Origin of the sequence: Levilactobacillus huananensis, assembly GCF_003946145.1 — a bacterium.
GTDB classification, from domain to species: Bacteria; Bacillota; Bacilli; order Lactobacillales; family Lactobacillaceae; genus Levilactobacillus; species Levilactobacillus huananensis.
Map to the genome: position 1 here is coordinate 172,429 of NZ_RHOC01000003.1, position 13,700 is coordinate 186,128.

Here is a 13,700-nt window from a genome sequence, read left to right on the forward strand (position 1 = left end):
CGTGAGGGAGAGATGAGATGCGTTTATTAGGGAGTAAAGTTAAACAATATCGGAAGCAGAAGAACTTGTCACAACAAGAACTAGCCGAAGGGATTTGTACCCAAGCGACGGTTAGTCTGATGGAAAAAAAGAACAAAGTACCGAGCATCAAGATTATCTTACAGATTTGCCGGCGGCTCAATATTTCATTAAATGATGTTTTATCCGGTCTCGGGAGTGGGATGGATGAACAATTCGACGATATTGCCGGGGCGATCCGTCGTGAGGACTATGCGCTCGCGGATGATCTGCTGGGTAAGGTTAATATGACGAATGTTCAGAATGCCTTTGACCGCGAACGCTACCATTACTACCGCGGTTTTGTGGAACTTGGCGCTCGTAATCGGCCGGACGAAGCAATCTTTCACTTTAACTTGTTGCTTCACCGCGCCTACCGGATGCCGTGGGATCTGTATGCGATTGTCGGTAACGTCGGCATGGCCACGGCTTACCTCAATCGTCAGGAACTCGACAAGGCACGTTTCTATTTGAATGCCGCAGTCGGTTACCTCGATGATTTTGAATGGCATGACGAAGATAACTTTAAGCGACTCATCTGGGCCCGTTATCAGATTGCTCAGATGTATCTGAAGTTGGAACAGCCACAACTGGTGATTGATAACGTCGAAGCCGCTTTGCGGGCCGTTAAGCACCAAGGGTCACTGTACCTGATCGATGTCCTGTACGAAATGAAGGGGGAGGCTGAGAAGGCTCTCCTGGCAACGACTGCTTCCAAACGGAGTTTGAGTATCGCGCGGACTCTGGCACTGGTGACCCACAACGTTGCCTTGCAAGAACGGTTAACTCCTCAATTAGGAAGTACCATTATTGCTGATTAAATAGACACAAAAAAGTCGTTGCCCCGTTATGGGGCAGCGACTTTTACTGATTAATAAGGCTTATTTTTCTGGATGAGTCTTTTTGGCGGGCTGGTTATCTAAATCAGTCCGAACAACGATAACGTCGCAGACAGCCGTACGAGTAACATATTCGGTAACAGAACCAATCAAGAGACGTTCAACGGCATTTAACCCCGTTGCCCCAATCATGATCAGGTCTGTATCGTTATCCCGAGGGACATCACGGGCAATGATCGTCTTTGGCGCGCCATACTCAATCGCGTAATCGATGTTGTCTAGGCCAGCAGCCTTAGCATCGGCAACGTACTTATCAAGTGTCTTCTTCGCCGTTTCCGTGACTTGTTCAACCATGCTGGTATCAAAGCTGGAAATGTTTTGGAAAGCCCGCGTATCAACAACGTGAACGAGATGTAAATCAGCATCGTTACGCTTAGCCACAGCGACCGCTTTCTTGAAAGCTAATTCTGCTTCGTAGGAACCGTCGACTGGTACTAAAATGTGCTTATATTGTTGTAACATATTGTTCACCTCTCATTACTTTATACTCTTATCATACGTTATTTATGGCCAAATAAAAAGCAAAATGGCAGAAATTCTCGGAGAAAATGAAACCGGTTACGCTTTAGGCAACCAACGAACCATTAGAATTTGAAGAGCCAAAATGACGATAATGCCCGCTAAGAGGGCAATGATGATGAGGATCGTATTGTTCAGGGCGGTCGCTACTGCTGAGAGGATCCCAACGAGTAGAAGGATGATCCCGCCGACTTTCAGGATGTTACTGAGGACCGCGTTTTCTTCCGGATGAAAGACCAAAAATGGTCGGTTACGGTGACTATAGGCGCCCCAACCAATGCCGAGGGCCAGCACGGTGTAGCAGATCATTAAAATAGTTATGAGCACGAGGTGTTCCTCCTTTAATTTGAAAAGAAAAGGACCATTCAATGGAATGGTCCTCAAAGCTGAGCTTTGGTTGATCTAAGTGGTGCCGTTAATTGTCCAGTCATGTTGACCCGCGATGACAATGCAGGGGGGAATGTCTGTTGGAGCGTCTGACTTCCAAGTGAAAAGGCCTGCCATCTTCTCCACCATAGAACATTCCCATATATAAATTACTTGTTCGGCAACTTGTAGTGAGACAACGCGTACACCTTAGAACCACCTTGATATTAGCATATTATGGGGTGAAGTTCAATTTATCACTTTCGATTTGCCTGACGAAGGCGCTGGTATTGTTCGGCTAACTGACTTTCGAAACGGCCATTGGTCTTGGGGTGATAGTACTGTGCTGATTTGAGGCTGTCTGGTAGGTATTGTTGCTTGACCCAGTCATTAGGGAAATCATGAGGGAATTGATAACCATTCCCATGACCCAGCTTCTTAGCCCCACTGTAATGGGCATCCTTGAGGTGTTCTGGTACGGCCCCATTGTGGCCTTCCATGACATCTTCTAGGGCGCCGTCGATGGCAGCAATTCCAGAGTTGGACTTAGGAGACAAGCACAGCTCGATGACGGCGTCTGCGAGGGGAATTCGTCCCTCGGGCAGGCCCAGTTGTTGTGCGGCTTGTACGGCCTGTACGGTGCGTCCTGCGGCAGGGAGGTTAGCGAGGCCAATGTCCTCGTAAGCAATGACCATCAGTCGCCGACAGATTGACGGGAGGTCACCAGCCGCCACTAGTTGTGCCAGGTAATGTAGAGCAGCATCGGTGTCACTCCCTCGAATGGATTTCTGAAAGGCGGAAATGACGTCGTAATGGGCATCCCCGTTCTTGTCACCCACCAAGGCCTTACGTTGCAAGCAGGTCTCGGCAATCTCACGTGTCACATAAATTTGCCCGTCTTCGGCTGGGGGCGTAGATTGTGCGGCTAGTTCTAAGCCACTTAAGGCACTGCGGAGATCACCATTAGTAGCTCCAGCAATGAAGTCGAGAGCATCGGCATCAACTTGTAAAGGCAACCCGCCGAGGCCACGTTCCTTGTCGGTGATAGCCCGGTTCAAGGCCACTTTAATGTCGTCCAAAGAGAGGGGGTGAACTTCAAAAATCTGGGTTCGACTCCGGATAGCCGGGTTGATGTTGATGTAAGGATTCTCGGTGGTGGCGCCGATGAGGATGATACGACCGCTCTCTAGGTGAGGGAGTAAGAAGTCCTGCTTGGTCTTGTCTAGGCGGTGAATTTCGTCGAGTAACAGGATGACGGTCCCGCTCATCTTGGCCTCGGCCGCAACAACCTGAAGGTCTTTCTTAGTGTCCGTCGCAGCATTTAACTTGCGAAAAGCATATTTTGTGGATCCAGCGATTGCGCTGGCAATACTGGTTTTTCCTGTGCCTGGTGGGCCATAGAGAATCATAGACGACAGAAGTTTAGCCGCCACCATGCGGGCAATAATCTTGCCGGGGCCTACCAAGTCTTGTTGGCCCACGATATCTTCAAGGCGTTGAGGCCGCATACGGTAGGCTAATGGATGTTGTGCCAAAATAAAAGGTCCTTTCTTTAATGATGACCGAAGAGACGAGTAAGCCAACCCGACTTTTTTGTCGGTGGCGTGGCCTGAGTTGGTTTTGTTGGATATTTAGCAGTTAAGGTGATGGGATTCTGGTCGATCGCATGGTCACTGGCGACGACGAGACCCAGATCCGCGGCTTGATGGCCGTAGAAGTCATCTTGACGAATTGTAAATTTTAAGTTGTGTTGACCCGTGGCCTTCAGATAAGGGGCCAGGTCACTCTGGTCGATGTGGCCGTTAAAAATCACCTGCAGGTCTGGATGCGCGCTGATTTCACGCGTGAAGGTCCGAACATTCTGGGCATTGGTGACCTCAGCAATCGTCATGGCGAGGGAGACACGTTCGCGAAATGTTCCCAGGTAATGGCGTTGTTCATCGGGGTGAACCATCGGTGTGCCATAGACCGAATTCTGTAGATGTTGTTCCATTTGACTCTTCTCAGCCATGAGGATCCCTCTTTCCAAGTTAGTTCTATTAGTATAACATGGAATCAATTGAACGTTTAGAAGGGGGATTAGCGATGTACGAGGACCAAGACTTTCGCGTATTTGAGGATCAAACGTTGCCCGGACGGTTAGGAAAGATTAGAGAACAGATTGATCCGAAGTTCATGGCGACGGTGGCGGATCTCAAACCGGTTTTTGCCACACTGGCGGTGCCAATCTATGATCACGTCTCAAAACATTTACGACGGACCAAGAATCCGCCCACTGATACCTGGGTGGCTTTTAGTACGTCCAAGCGGGGCTATAAGATGTTACCGCATCTGGAGATTGGTTTCTGGGACGACCGGTTCTTTATCTGGCTAGCCGTGTTACAGGAGGCCAAGAATCGTCAGGCCTTGTTGCGCGGTCTGAAGGAAGATCTCGTCATGACATTGCCCAGTGATTTCGAATGTGGGGGCGATCATACGGACAAGAATTCCGGGGTTTCACTCACGCATGAGAATTATCAAGCATTGATGGCGACTCAGATCGATCGGCATGCTGAATGGCAGGTTGGCCGGCAATTCCATCGGGGGGATGCCTTCTTTACGTTGACACCAGAGGCGCAGGCGGCCACAATTAGAGAATGTGTGACAGCATTGCTCCCGGTGTATGACCAGTTGATTCAAATTTAATCCCACAAAGTGGGGTGTGCTTACCAAAATTAGAGGGGGATTTTTTTTGATTGCATTTTTAAAGCGGACTTGGCAAAATCCACTGACGATGACTTACATCGCCTTAGTCTTACTGATCTTTATTGCCTGGAAGGCCCAGTCGTTTCTGTCGCTGGCGTTGTTTACGGTGATTTTTATTTATCTGGGAAACGCGGCGATTGGTGGCATTGAACGGCACTTGCATCTGCATCACTTGTGGGCGACGTTGTTGGTTTATATCCTGTTCCTGGGAATTCTCGTGGCGGCATTCTCACAGATTATTCCACCACTGGTGTCGGAGGCTTCAAACCTACCGAACACGATTGATAGATTAATCGATACTTACCCCCAGCTTCAGAGCCAAGTGACCAGAATGGTGAAGAACCTCTCACAGAATGCATCGGTTATTAGCAATGGGAAGAACCTGTTGACTAGTGGAATTGGTCAGCTCTCCCGGCTGAGCTCTGGTGTGGAAACGATCCTATTGGCCTTCTTCTTTAGTTTCATTTTCAATCTGACCAAGGTTCAGCTTCAGTCGTTTGCCCATGCGTTCACACGAAGCCGTTTCGCAGGACTGTTCGTCCCAATGGGCCAACTGATTATGAAGTTTGTTCATATCTTTGGGACGGTTATCGAAACACAGTTATTGATCTGTACGATTAATACAATTTTGATGGTCCTGGGTCTGTGGGCGATCGGCATGCCTAGCCTGTTAATTCTGGGAATTATGGTTTTCTTCCTGGGGCTGATTCCGGTGGCCGGGGTATTGATCTCACTGATTCCTTTAACGATTGTGGCCTTCGTGACGGGTGGCATTATCCGCGTCATCGCTGTGCTGGTGCTGATCGTTGTGATTCACATGTTTGAATCTTACTTCCTGCATCCACGACTGATGGCCAATGCCACTAATTTACCAATTTTCGTGACCTTCATCACCCTGATTGTTAGTGAACAACTCTTTGGAACGTGGGGGTTACTGGTTGGAATGCCATTGATGGCGTTCTTCCTGGATGTCTTCGATGTTCAGTTAAAGCCTCATCGCGTGATGTCGAAAGACGCGGACATGAACTCACGAACAGAGTAGCCTTTTAGAAAGGAAGCGGCGTGATGAAAGAAAAGAAACAAGGCTGGTTTACAAAACGGTCAAAATGGCTGTGGGGTGGTCTCATTGTCCTCGCCTTAGTTGGCACCTTCACGCCATTTGTTCCGAGCAATGCAGTTCGCCTGAGCATTCTCCAACAGGGCCATCCCGTTGCGGCGTTGTTGTCGGGCCCTTGGAAGATGTCGGGGTCAGCAGTTGAAAATTACGTCGGAAGCCACAAATCGCAATACTATCAAGTCAGTGCGCGTTTCTCCAATGATAATTCGGATGTCCACGTGCTGACGGTTGATAAGGTTTCGGGATTTCATTTACTTAATCGGTATGTGGCGAAGCCAGCTACGCTGAAGAAGTAGTCGAGAAACACGATAATCGTAGGTATATAAAAAGCAGTCGCAAGCCACTTGGAGTGGGGGATGCGACTGCTTTTTTGATTCTATTTACTTGATATTCAGCATGGTGTTTAATACAGTCCCTGAATGTAATCAGTAGCTGCTTGGGTATCTTCAGGAGAAACGGCATCTGCACCGGTCACGCCCATAACTGAGCCGACATATTTCCAACCTAGATCTCTAAGGTAAAAGAAAAATTCTTGTTTACCGTTGTTAATGGTGAGATTATAACCATTACTGTCAGCATCCCGGAGCAATGCCTGAAAGACGCGGCCCATTTTAAAAGTTACACGATAGAGATAAGTTTTACCAGATTTAACCTTTTTAGTGACAACGCCCTTCACTGGTTTTGCTAAATAATAGGTTACGCTAGAACGGGTGAATTTGAATTTCTTAATCTTTGCATAACGCGTCGGTTCATATCTTGATCCCTTGGTGTGGTAAACAAGCTGGCTATCTGCGGAAATAGAAACGAAAGGTAGAGAATAACCGCTAGGATCATAGACAGGATTGTTGGACTTAACAGATAGGAAAGGAAATTGAGCCAGCGAGTTGTAAGAAAAAGCGGTTGTCCTAGTATATGGTTGTTGAGCACTACCATTTTTTTTGGACGATGGATAACTTTCATGCACATTGCCAAGCGCTTTAAAAACTAGCTTTTGATTTTTAATACTCAGAGAGGGGTTGCTAATGTAGGTGAGATTGCCCTTACCGTCGCTAGATCCAGCCACGATTGAGCCCTTGGGCAAAGTAGTTGATTTGTGTTTGTACTCATCGGTTATTTTTACTGCTTTTTTTAATTTAAAAGTTTTGTATTGACTCTGACGAAATTTGTGCGAAGCTGAATAATCAAATGTTACGTCGAAGTACGCCAATTTTCGAATATCAACCTTATGAACAAGAGTGTCGACATTTTTCCCGGTATTTACGAGCGTTGCTTTTTCGGCAGATGCGCTAGTAACACCTAAACTTCCTATAACAGCACCCAGTAACATGAACAATAGCGTGCTTTTTCTTTTTATCTTAAACAATCTAAATTCCTCCTAAATAATAGTTTCCCCTGAAACTTCCTACTGACATCAGTATAACTAAATCTGAACCCAGTTTGGCTCGCTAAATATTTGGGTGGCTAATTGGGTTCTCTAAACCTTTGTCGTTTTTTGGTACGGGGAAATAGGTCACCACTTTCTGATTATGTGATGAAGAGGCATAGACTATAGGTGTTTTCCCGAAATAGCAGAGTCTTCTAAAACTAATAGAGCCTGATTACTTTTGCTTTCAGACCTCAAAATGGCATATAGTAATATAATAAAATACACATTATACGATGATATAAGTGAGCACTAGCGCTATAATTAGACTGTTCAAACAATAGTTATGGGGGTTTATATTATGAAGAAAACATTGTTGGCGATGGCTTCGGTCCTTGTTCTGTTACCTGTTCTTGGAACGAGTACCACTGCACAAGCGGCATCATGGCATAAGGGTTCACCGAAAATCACTCGGGGAACTTGGACGGATAAAGCTAAATTTCCTAAAGGCGCGATGTATGACTCTATTCACATTAGCAAGACTAGATTTGCAATGAATGACGCTGATCCTGTATTGACCCACTTGCGGTATAAGAAGGTTGGAAAGCGAACCTATAAATTCCGCGGGTATGAACCTGAGGCAAGAAAATATGAATCTACGCCTAAGATTCACTTCACAAAGCATAACCTTAAAATGAATCAATATGGTCATTACTTACATTTGACTAAGTAGTAAAAGAGCCACTCTATCCGCAAGGGGTAGGGTGGTTCTACTTATTGGTCTTGAATAACTGCAAACAGAACAAAAAAGACTTGCCACAAGGACAAGTCTTTCCATATACCGATTAAGAACTGAATCTTACCGGTTGTAGTATTCAACGATAAGAGCATCGTCGAGTTCTGCATCTAATTCTTCACGTTGTGGCAAACGGGTAAGAGAACCTTCCAGCTTGTCAGCGTCGAATTGAACGTATTGTGGACGGCCAACAACGGCTTCCACAGCACCCTTGATAACAGCTAAGTCCTTGGACTTTTCACGAACGCTGATCACTTGACCAACTTCAACTTCATATGAAGGGATGTCCAGACGCTTGCCGTCAACAGTGATGTGACCATGGTTAACCAATTGACGAGCTTGGCGACGAGTAGTAGCCAAACCTAAACGGTAAACCATGTTGTCAAGACGACGTTCGAGTAAGATCATGAAGTTAGTACCATGGGTACCTTCAGCGATCTTGCCGGCACGCTTGAACAAGTTGTAGAATTGACGTTCAGTCATGCCGTAAGTGAACCGGAGCTTTTGCTTTTCGCGCAATTGCGTACCGTATTCAGATAACTTTTGACGACGACCTTGACCATGATCACCAGGTGCGTAAGGACGACGGTTTAATTCTTTACCAGTGCCGGAAAGGGAAACCCCTAAACGACGGGAAATACGCCAGCTTGGGCCAGTGTAACGAGACATAGATAGTTCCTCCAATAAAATATTATTTGGAGTAAAATAAGCTGTATATAAGTTTAGTATTCGTGCAGATTGCTTTGCAGGTTTCACCGTATGCAGCCGCAGGTTACTTCCTGAACCAATGTAACGGCAACAATCTGTTGACGAGCTTACCACTTATCGCTGCATTATTTTACACAAACGCCATTATACCCAGGTTAGCTAGGCTTTGTCAATGTGTTTCAGCAAAACATGGGCGAATTCCTCGAGAACTGCTTGATCATCGGTCGTGAAACGTCCCTTGATGGGGGAGTCAATGTCGAGGATACCTAACTTGGTTCCGTCGTTTGAGGTCAGTGGAACGACAATCTCAGAGTTGCTGGCCGAGTCACAGGCGATGTGACCGGCAAAGGCGTGGACGTCAGGAACCAATTGTGTTTTCTGCGTAGCTAGTGCAGTTCCACAGACCCCGTGGCCGTTTTCAATGTGGACACAGGCCACGTTGCCTTGAAAGGGACCGAGAATGAGGTCGTCGCTGGCTGGTTGGTAAAGATAAAAACCAGCCCAGTTGATGTCGGTTAGCGTTTGTTTCAAGAGAGCGGAGGCGTTGGCAAGGTTTGCCACAAAATTCGTTTCTTCATATAAAAGTGCATCGAGTTGCTCAGTAAGTAAGGGATTAATTTGATCACTCATGAAAAGGCCTCCAATTTGATAAGAATAAATAGTCGCGTATAGGCAAAAAGGTTAAGAGAATCGTGAAAACGTAGTGAAGCCTAGGCGTGACTTATGCTATAATCGAGATTAGATTAAATTGTAAGATGAACCGAGTGATTTTGCAACTCGTTAAACGTTGAAATGTGGATGAAGGATGGGGTCAATATGGTAGCTGTGCTAATTGGAATTGTCATACTGGCGATTATCGTGTATGCCGGTGTGCTGGTTTACCAGCAACGAATTCGCCGACAAGTCACGGCGTTAACCGCAAAAAAAGAAGCAATGGTGGAAATTCCACTGGAAGAAGAGCTTCGTTTAGTGGGGCAACTCAGCCTTACTGGGCAGTCGGCCGATCAATATGATCAGCTGAAGGCCGATTTTGTGGATATTAACGAAAATCGATTTGTGCGTATGGATGAACAGTTGACCCAATTAGATGCCGACTCGCGGGGGATGAACCTCCTGCAGCTTAACCAGAGATTGACTAAGGTCACCGCCTTGGTTGACCAGACCCAGGAGCTCATTCAAACGGTTCAAGGCCAGTTGACCCACTTACAAGAGGTTGACAAGCAACATCGCCAAGCAGTTAAGCAACTTGAACAAGAGTACCAAGGCTTACGGAAGACATTATTGGCCAAGAACTTTGCCTTTGGTCCTAGTATTGATGGGCTTGAAGAACAGTTGAGCCATATTGAAGATAATTTCGATACGTTCTCTCGTCTGACAGATGAGGGGGACCACGAACGGGCCGCCGATGTGTTGACTCAGTTACAAGAAGACACTGAGAATTTAAAGGCCTTAATTAAGGCCATTCCACCTGTTTATAAAGATCTGACGGTGATTTTTCCAGACCAGGTTAAGGAATTACAAGCGGGTTATGATCAATTGACCGCCCAGGATTTTAAGTTTGGTGAAACCGATGTGCCAGCCTTGATCAAGACAATTGAAGACCGGACCAAGAAAAACCTTGAGACGTTGGGCCAATTGCGTCCAGACGACGCCAAAGTCGTTAATGAGCGAATTGCCAAACAGATTGACCAAGTCTACGATGTTATGCAAACCGAAATTGATGCTAAGGATCCCGTTGAAGCCAACTTGGATAGGGTTGCCAAGTTTATTGCGCATGCCCAAAATCAAAGCCATACGCTGTTGAGTGAGTTGGACCGTTTGGGTCAGAACTACACATTGGACCATCAAGAACTGGAAACGGCACGTGAACTGAACGAGCAATTGCGGTCGATTGATGGTATCTATCAGAAGGATGTGCAAGATCTGACAGCCAAAAATGCCACGTTCTCGCAGGTGTTGGCACACCAGCAACAGCAGCAGAAAGATGTTCAACAGATTGAAGAACAACAGGGCCAAATCATGCAGAGTGTCGCTGGGTTAGCCGATGAAGAGCGGCAGGCTCGAGATACGTTACAGCAGTTTGATTTCAACTTACATAGTTTACGGCGTCAGGTCGAAAATATTAACTTACCTGGAATTCCTCAAGACTATCTGGATTACTTCTTCGTCGTTCGCGACGAGGTCGCTCAACTGGCTAACGACATGGACCAGCCTCAGATTGATATGGAGCGAATTACCAAGCAGTTGTTGATTATTCAAACGGATTTGGACACCTTACAAGAGAAGACCGACGATCTGATCGATAGTGCAGAATTAGCAGAACAGTTGCTACAATATGCCAACCGTTATCAGACTAGCCATCCCGATGTGGCTGCGGCTAGCAAAGAAGCTTCCGACTTATTCGAGACGGAACACCAATATGCTAAGGCCTTGGAAACTATCGCGACGGTATTGGATGAGGTTGAACCTGGTTCTTACAAGCGTCTCGAGGATGCTTATTACCAGAGTAAAGGCAAGACGGCCCCACATCGCGATGGCACGACCAACTAAATCATGCAGAAAGAGTTTGGGGATGACCTGAACTCTTTTTAATTGTCTAGAATTTGTCAGACTGCAATCACAGTGAAACCGCAATCACGAGGCATGGGGCTTGTGATCAGCGAATTTTGTGTTTATAATTAGAAAGAATTTCTATCGGAGTCGAACCAATAGAAAATAGAATAAGAGGGTTCAGTATGATTTATTTTGATAACAGTGCAACCACTAAGGCTGCGCCAGAAGTAGTTGATACGTATGCCAAAGTTAGTGCCAACTACTGGGGAAATCCTTCCAGTTTGCATAAGTTTGGGGAACAAGCTTTTAACCTGTTGGAACAATCTCGTCAACAGATTGCCGATCTTGTCGGAGCCAAGCTTAGTGAAATTCTGTTCACGAGTGGCGGTACCGAGGGCGACAACTGGGCGATTAAGGGAACAGCGATGGCCAAGCGTGAGTTTGGCAATCACCTGATCACCACTGAAGTTGAACATCCAGCAGTCCACAATTCCATGGAACAGTTGAAGCAACAGGGCTTCGAGGTGACTTACCTGCCCGTCGATGAGAATGGACGGGTCTCGGCTGCGGATCTGCGTGCGGCGATCAAACCAACGACGATCCTGGTTTCAACCATGGCCGTTAACAATGAAATCGGAGCGGTTCAACCACTCGACGACATTGCCGACGTCATGCGCGATTTTCCACGGATTCACTGGCACATCGATGCCGTTCAAGGGATTGGGAAGGGGTTAGCCGATAAGATCTTTAATGATCGGGTCGACTTTGTGACTTTCTCAGGGCACAAATTTCATGCACCTCGTGGTATTGGCTTTATGTATAAACGTCAGGGACGGTTATTAACACCGCTGATGGCCGGCGGGGGCCAGGAACGGAATTTGCGTTCCGGGACCGAAAACTTGCCAGCCATTGCTGCTATGGCCAAAGCCTTACGATTATTGCTTGACGGTGAAGATGAGAAGGTTAAGCGGCAACGTGAGATTCGCTTAGCGATCTTGCATCACGTTGAGGCTTTTCCTAATGTGACGATTTTCTCTAAGGACTTGCCTGTGTTTGCACCACACATTCTGTGTTTTGCGATTGCTGGTGTCCGGGGGGAAACAGTTGTGCACGCTTTTGAGGAACATGATATTTACATCTCAACGACCAGTGCTTGCTCATCAAAGAAACATGTGGAATCTAGCACGTTACAGGCCATGAAGGTCGATGATGGCATTGCCACCAGTGCTATCCGGATTTCATTAGACGAACACAACACCATGGCGGAAGCTGAAGAATTTAACCGCGTATTTGACAAACTCTATACGCAATTTGAGAAGCTAGCCTAATTACGAAAGGGGTCGCGCAATGGAATACAGTGAAATTATGGTCCGTTACGGCGAGCTGTCGACGAAGGGAAAAAATAAGAAAGACTTCATCAAGCAGCTGGGCCAAAATGTTCGCAAAGCACTTAGCGAATTTGACGGATTAGAGGTTAAAGCACAACACGACCGGTTACACGTTACATTGAATGGGGCAGATTCAAGCGCCGTCATGGAACGTCTGAGGGGTGTCTTCGGAATTGAAAACTTCTCACCTTCTGTGAAGGTTGATAAGGATCTTGATTCTATCAAAGAAGCTGCAGTGGCCATGGTCAAGGAAGTCTTCGAACCCGGGATGACGTTTAAGATCAACACGCGGCGTCAGGACAAAGAATTCAAGTACGATACTTACCAAATGAATAACATTATGGGTGACACTATTTTGGACAATGTTCCCGGAATTAGTGTTCAAATGAAACATCCTGACATCGAACTTCGCGTCGAAGTTCGAATGAATGGGGTTTACCTGTCCGGTAAGACCATTCAAGGTGCCGGGGGATTACCTGTCGGTACTGGTGGCAAGGCTGTGATGATGTTGTCTGGTGGGATTGACTCGCCGGTTGCGTCTTACTATGCCATGCGTCGTGGAGTTAAGATTGATATGGTGCACTTTTTCAGTCCACCATACACCTCTGAACAAGCTCTAGCTAAGGCCAAGGAATTGACGGCTAAGTTGGCCGGCTATTCCGGTGGTATTCAATTCATTCAGGTGCCATTCACCAAGATCCAAGAAACGATCAAGGAAAAGGTGCCCGAAGGTTATCTGATGACGGTTCAACGGCGTTTAATGCTTCGTTTGACTGTGGCCGTGGCCGAAATGCGTCATGCCAAGGGAATCTTTAACGGAGAATCTCTGGGGCAGGTCGCTTCTCAGACACTTGACAGTATGCAAGCCATCAATGACGTGACGACAATGCCCATCTTGCGGCCATTACTGTCGCTGGATAAGACGGAAATCATCAAGGTTGCCGAGGACATCGACACCTATGATCTGTCTATCTTGCCATATGAGGACTGCTGTACCATCTTCACGCCGCCATCTCCTAAGACCCGTCCGGATCTGGAGAAGACCCGGAAGTATGAGGGGTACATCGACGTTGAAGGCTTGATGAAGGAAGCTCTCGATGGAATCGTCATCTCCGAGATTCGGCCGGGGGATAACTACCTGAATCAAAACGAAGATGTTTTCGCTGAGTTACTTTAATTTAATGATAGA

15 protein-coding genes and 1 other RNA gene are annotated in these 13,700 nt (G+C 46.7%); 8 read left to right on the plus strand and 8 right to left on the minus strand.

Annotated elements, in window-relative coordinates; translation table 11 throughout:
• Positions 1-17 precede the first annotated feature (17 nt).
• Positions 18-878, plus strand: coding sequence for a helix-turn-helix domain-containing protein (locus tag EKM71_RS04115; RefSeq protein WP_125573392.1), 861 nt, complete (start codon positions 18-20; stop codon positions 876-878).
• 60 nt (positions 879-938) lie between these two features.
• Here the strand turns inward: EKM71_RS04115 and EKM71_RS04120 are convergent, their stop codons facing one another.
• The 5 genes from EKM71_RS04120 to EKM71_RS04140 form a co-directional block, all read right to left on the minus strand.
• Positions 939-1,418: a universal stress protein gene (locus EKM71_RS04120; RefSeq protein WP_125573393.1), complete on the minus strand. Its 480-nt coding sequence runs from the start codon at positions 1,416-1,418 to the stop codon at positions 939-941.
• Between the two features lie 96 nt (positions 1,419-1,514).
• Complete coding sequence (locus EKM71_RS04125; RefSeq protein ID WP_125573394.1) at positions 1,515-1,802, minus strand: hypothetical protein; 288 nt, start codon at positions 1,800-1,802, stop codon at positions 1,515-1,517.
• A gap of 68 nt (positions 1,803-1,870) precedes the next feature.
• Positions 1,871-2,061, minus strand: a non-coding RNA gene (gene ssrS, locus EKM71_RS04130) — 6S RNA.
• A 37-nt stretch (positions 2,062-2,098) separates the two neighbouring features.
• Positions 2,099-3,349 carry a replication-associated recombination protein A gene (locus EKM71_RS04135; protein ID WP_125573459.1) on the minus strand — a complete coding sequence of 417 codons (1,251 nt, stop codon included), beginning with the start codon at positions 3,347-3,349 and terminating at the stop codon, positions 2,099-2,101.
• A 44-nt stretch (positions 3,350-3,393) separates the two neighbouring features.
• Positions 3,394-3,852, minus strand: coding sequence for a YueI family protein (locus EKM71_RS04140; protein WP_125573395.1), 459 nt, complete (start codon positions 3,850-3,852; stop codon positions 3,394-3,396).
• 74 nt (positions 3,853-3,926) lie between these two features.
• On the opposite strand from EKM71_RS04140, the gene EKM71_RS04145 reads away from it, so the two are divergent.
• From EKM71_RS04145 to EKM71_RS04155, 3 genes are read left to right on the plus strand one after another with little or no spacing between them, the layout of a single operon-like run.
• The gene (locus EKM71_RS04145; RefSeq protein ID WP_125573460.1) at positions 3,927-4,526 is read left to right on the plus strand and encodes a DUF1054 family protein; all 600 of its coding nucleotides are present in this window, start codon (positions 3,927-3,929) and stop codon (positions 4,524-4,526) included.
• A gap of 46 nt (positions 4,527-4,572) precedes the next feature.
• A complete protein-coding gene (locus tag EKM71_RS04150) occupies positions 4,573-5,628 on the plus strand; it encodes an AI-2E family transporter (RefSeq protein ID WP_125573396.1) in 1,056 nt (351 codons plus the stop codon).
• Positions 5,629-5,651: 23 nt separating this feature from the next.
• Complete coding sequence (locus tag EKM71_RS04155; RefSeq protein ID WP_125573397.1) at positions 5,652-5,999, plus strand: hypothetical protein; 348 nt, start codon at positions 5,652-5,654, stop codon at positions 5,997-5,999.
• A gap of 107 nt (positions 6,000-6,106) precedes the next feature.
• Here EKM71_RS04155 and EKM71_RS04160 read toward each other — a convergent pair whose 3' ends face one another.
• Positions 6,107-7,066: a hypothetical protein gene (locus EKM71_RS04160; protein WP_125573398.1), complete on the minus strand. Its 960-nt coding sequence runs from the start codon at positions 7,064-7,066 to the stop codon at positions 6,107-6,109.
• 361 nt (positions 7,067-7,427) lie between these two features.
• Here EKM71_RS04160 and EKM71_RS04165 point away from each other — a divergent pair, with 361 nt between their 5' ends.
• Positions 7,428-7,799 (plus strand): hypothetical protein, encoded by a 372-nt coding sequence (locus EKM71_RS04165; RefSeq protein WP_125573399.1) that lies wholly within the window; start codon positions 7,428-7,430, stop codon positions 7,797-7,799.
• 126 nt (positions 7,800-7,925) lie between these two features.
• Here the strand turns inward: EKM71_RS04165 and rpsD are convergent, their stop codons facing one another.
• Both rpsD and EKM71_RS04175 read right to left on the minus strand, forming a co-directional pair.
• The gene (gene rpsD / locus EKM71_RS04170; RefSeq protein WP_057878082.1) at positions 7,926-8,531 is read right to left on the minus strand and encodes a 30S ribosomal protein S4; all 606 of its coding nucleotides are present in this window, start codon (positions 8,529-8,531) and stop codon (positions 7,926-7,928) included.
• Positions 8,532-8,729: 198 nt separating this feature from the next.
• Positions 8,730-9,200, minus strand: coding sequence for a GAF domain-containing protein (locus EKM71_RS04175; RefSeq protein ID WP_125573400.1), 471 nt, complete (start codon positions 9,198-9,200; stop codon positions 8,730-8,732).
• A gap of 186 nt (positions 9,201-9,386) precedes the next feature.
• On the opposite strand from EKM71_RS04175, the gene ezrA reads away from it, so the two are divergent.
• The 3 genes from ezrA (at position 9,387) to thiI (ending at position 13,688) form a co-directional block, all read left to right on the plus strand.
• Positions 9,387-11,120: a septation ring formation regulator EzrA gene (gene ezrA / locus EKM71_RS04180; RefSeq protein ID WP_125573461.1), complete on the plus strand. Its 1,734-nt coding sequence runs from the start codon at positions 9,387-9,389 to the stop codon at positions 11,118-11,120.
• A 185-nt stretch (positions 11,121-11,305) separates the two neighbouring features.
• On the plus strand, positions 11,306-12,451 hold the full coding sequence (locus EKM71_RS04185) for a cysteine desulfurase family protein (protein ID WP_125573401.1): 1,146 nt from the start codon (positions 11,306-11,308) through the stop codon (positions 12,449-12,451).
• A 19-nt stretch (positions 12,452-12,470) separates the two neighbouring features.
• On the plus strand, positions 12,471-13,688 hold the full coding sequence (thiI, locus tag EKM71_RS04190; protein WP_125573402.1) for a tRNA uracil 4-sulfurtransferase ThiI: 1,218 nt from the start codon (positions 12,471-12,473) through the stop codon (positions 13,686-13,688).
• Positions 13,689-13,700 lie beyond the last annotated feature (12 nt).

Excerpts from the sequence above, each read along its gene's own strand:
- EKM71_RS04115 (WP_125573392.1), top strand. The coding sequence starts at position 18 with ATGCGTTTATTAGGGAGTAAAGTTAAACAATATCGGAAGCAGAAGAAC.
- EKM71_RS04165 (WP_125573399.1), top strand. The coding sequence starts at position 7,428 with ATGAAGAAAACATTGTTGGCGATGGCTTCGGTCCTTGTTCTGTTACCT.
- EKM71_RS04175 (WP_125573400.1), bottom strand. The coding sequence starts at position 9,200 with ATGAGTGATCAAATTAATCCCTTACTTACTGAGCAACTCGATGCACTT.
- ezrA (WP_125573461.1), top strand. The coding sequence starts at position 9,387 with ATGGTAGCTGTGCTAATTGGAATTGTCATACTGGCGATTATCGTGTAT.
- EKM71_RS04185 (WP_125573401.1), top strand. The coding sequence starts at position 11,306 with ATGATTTATTTTGATAACAGTGCAACCACTAAGGCTGCGCCAGAAGTA.
- thiI (WP_125573402.1), top strand. The coding sequence starts at position 12,471 with ATGGAATACAGTGAAATTATGGTCCGTTACGGCGAGCTGTCGACGAAG.
- EKM71_RS04120 (WP_125573393.1), bottom strand. The coding sequence starts at position 1,418 with ATGTTACAACAATATAAGCACATTTTAGTACCAGTCGACGGTTCCTAC.
- EKM71_RS04135 (WP_125573459.1), bottom strand. The coding sequence starts at position 3,349 with ATGCGGCCTCAACGCCTTGAAGATATCGTGGGCCAACAAGACTTGGTA.
- EKM71_RS04140 (WP_125573395.1), bottom strand. The coding sequence starts at position 3,852 with ATGGCTGAGAAGAGTCAAATGGAACAACATCTACAGAATTCGGTCTAT.
- EKM71_RS04145 (WP_125573460.1), top strand. The coding sequence starts at position 3,927 with ATGTACGAGGACCAAGACTTTCGCGTATTTGAGGATCAAACGTTGCCC.
- rpsD (WP_057878082.1), bottom strand. The coding sequence starts at position 8,531 with ATGTCTCGTTACACTGGCCCAAGCTGGCGTATTTCCCGTCGTTTAGGG.
- EKM71_RS04155 (WP_125573397.1), top strand. The coding sequence starts at position 5,652 with ATGAAAGAAAAGAAACAAGGCTGGTTTACAAAACGGTCAAAATGGCTG.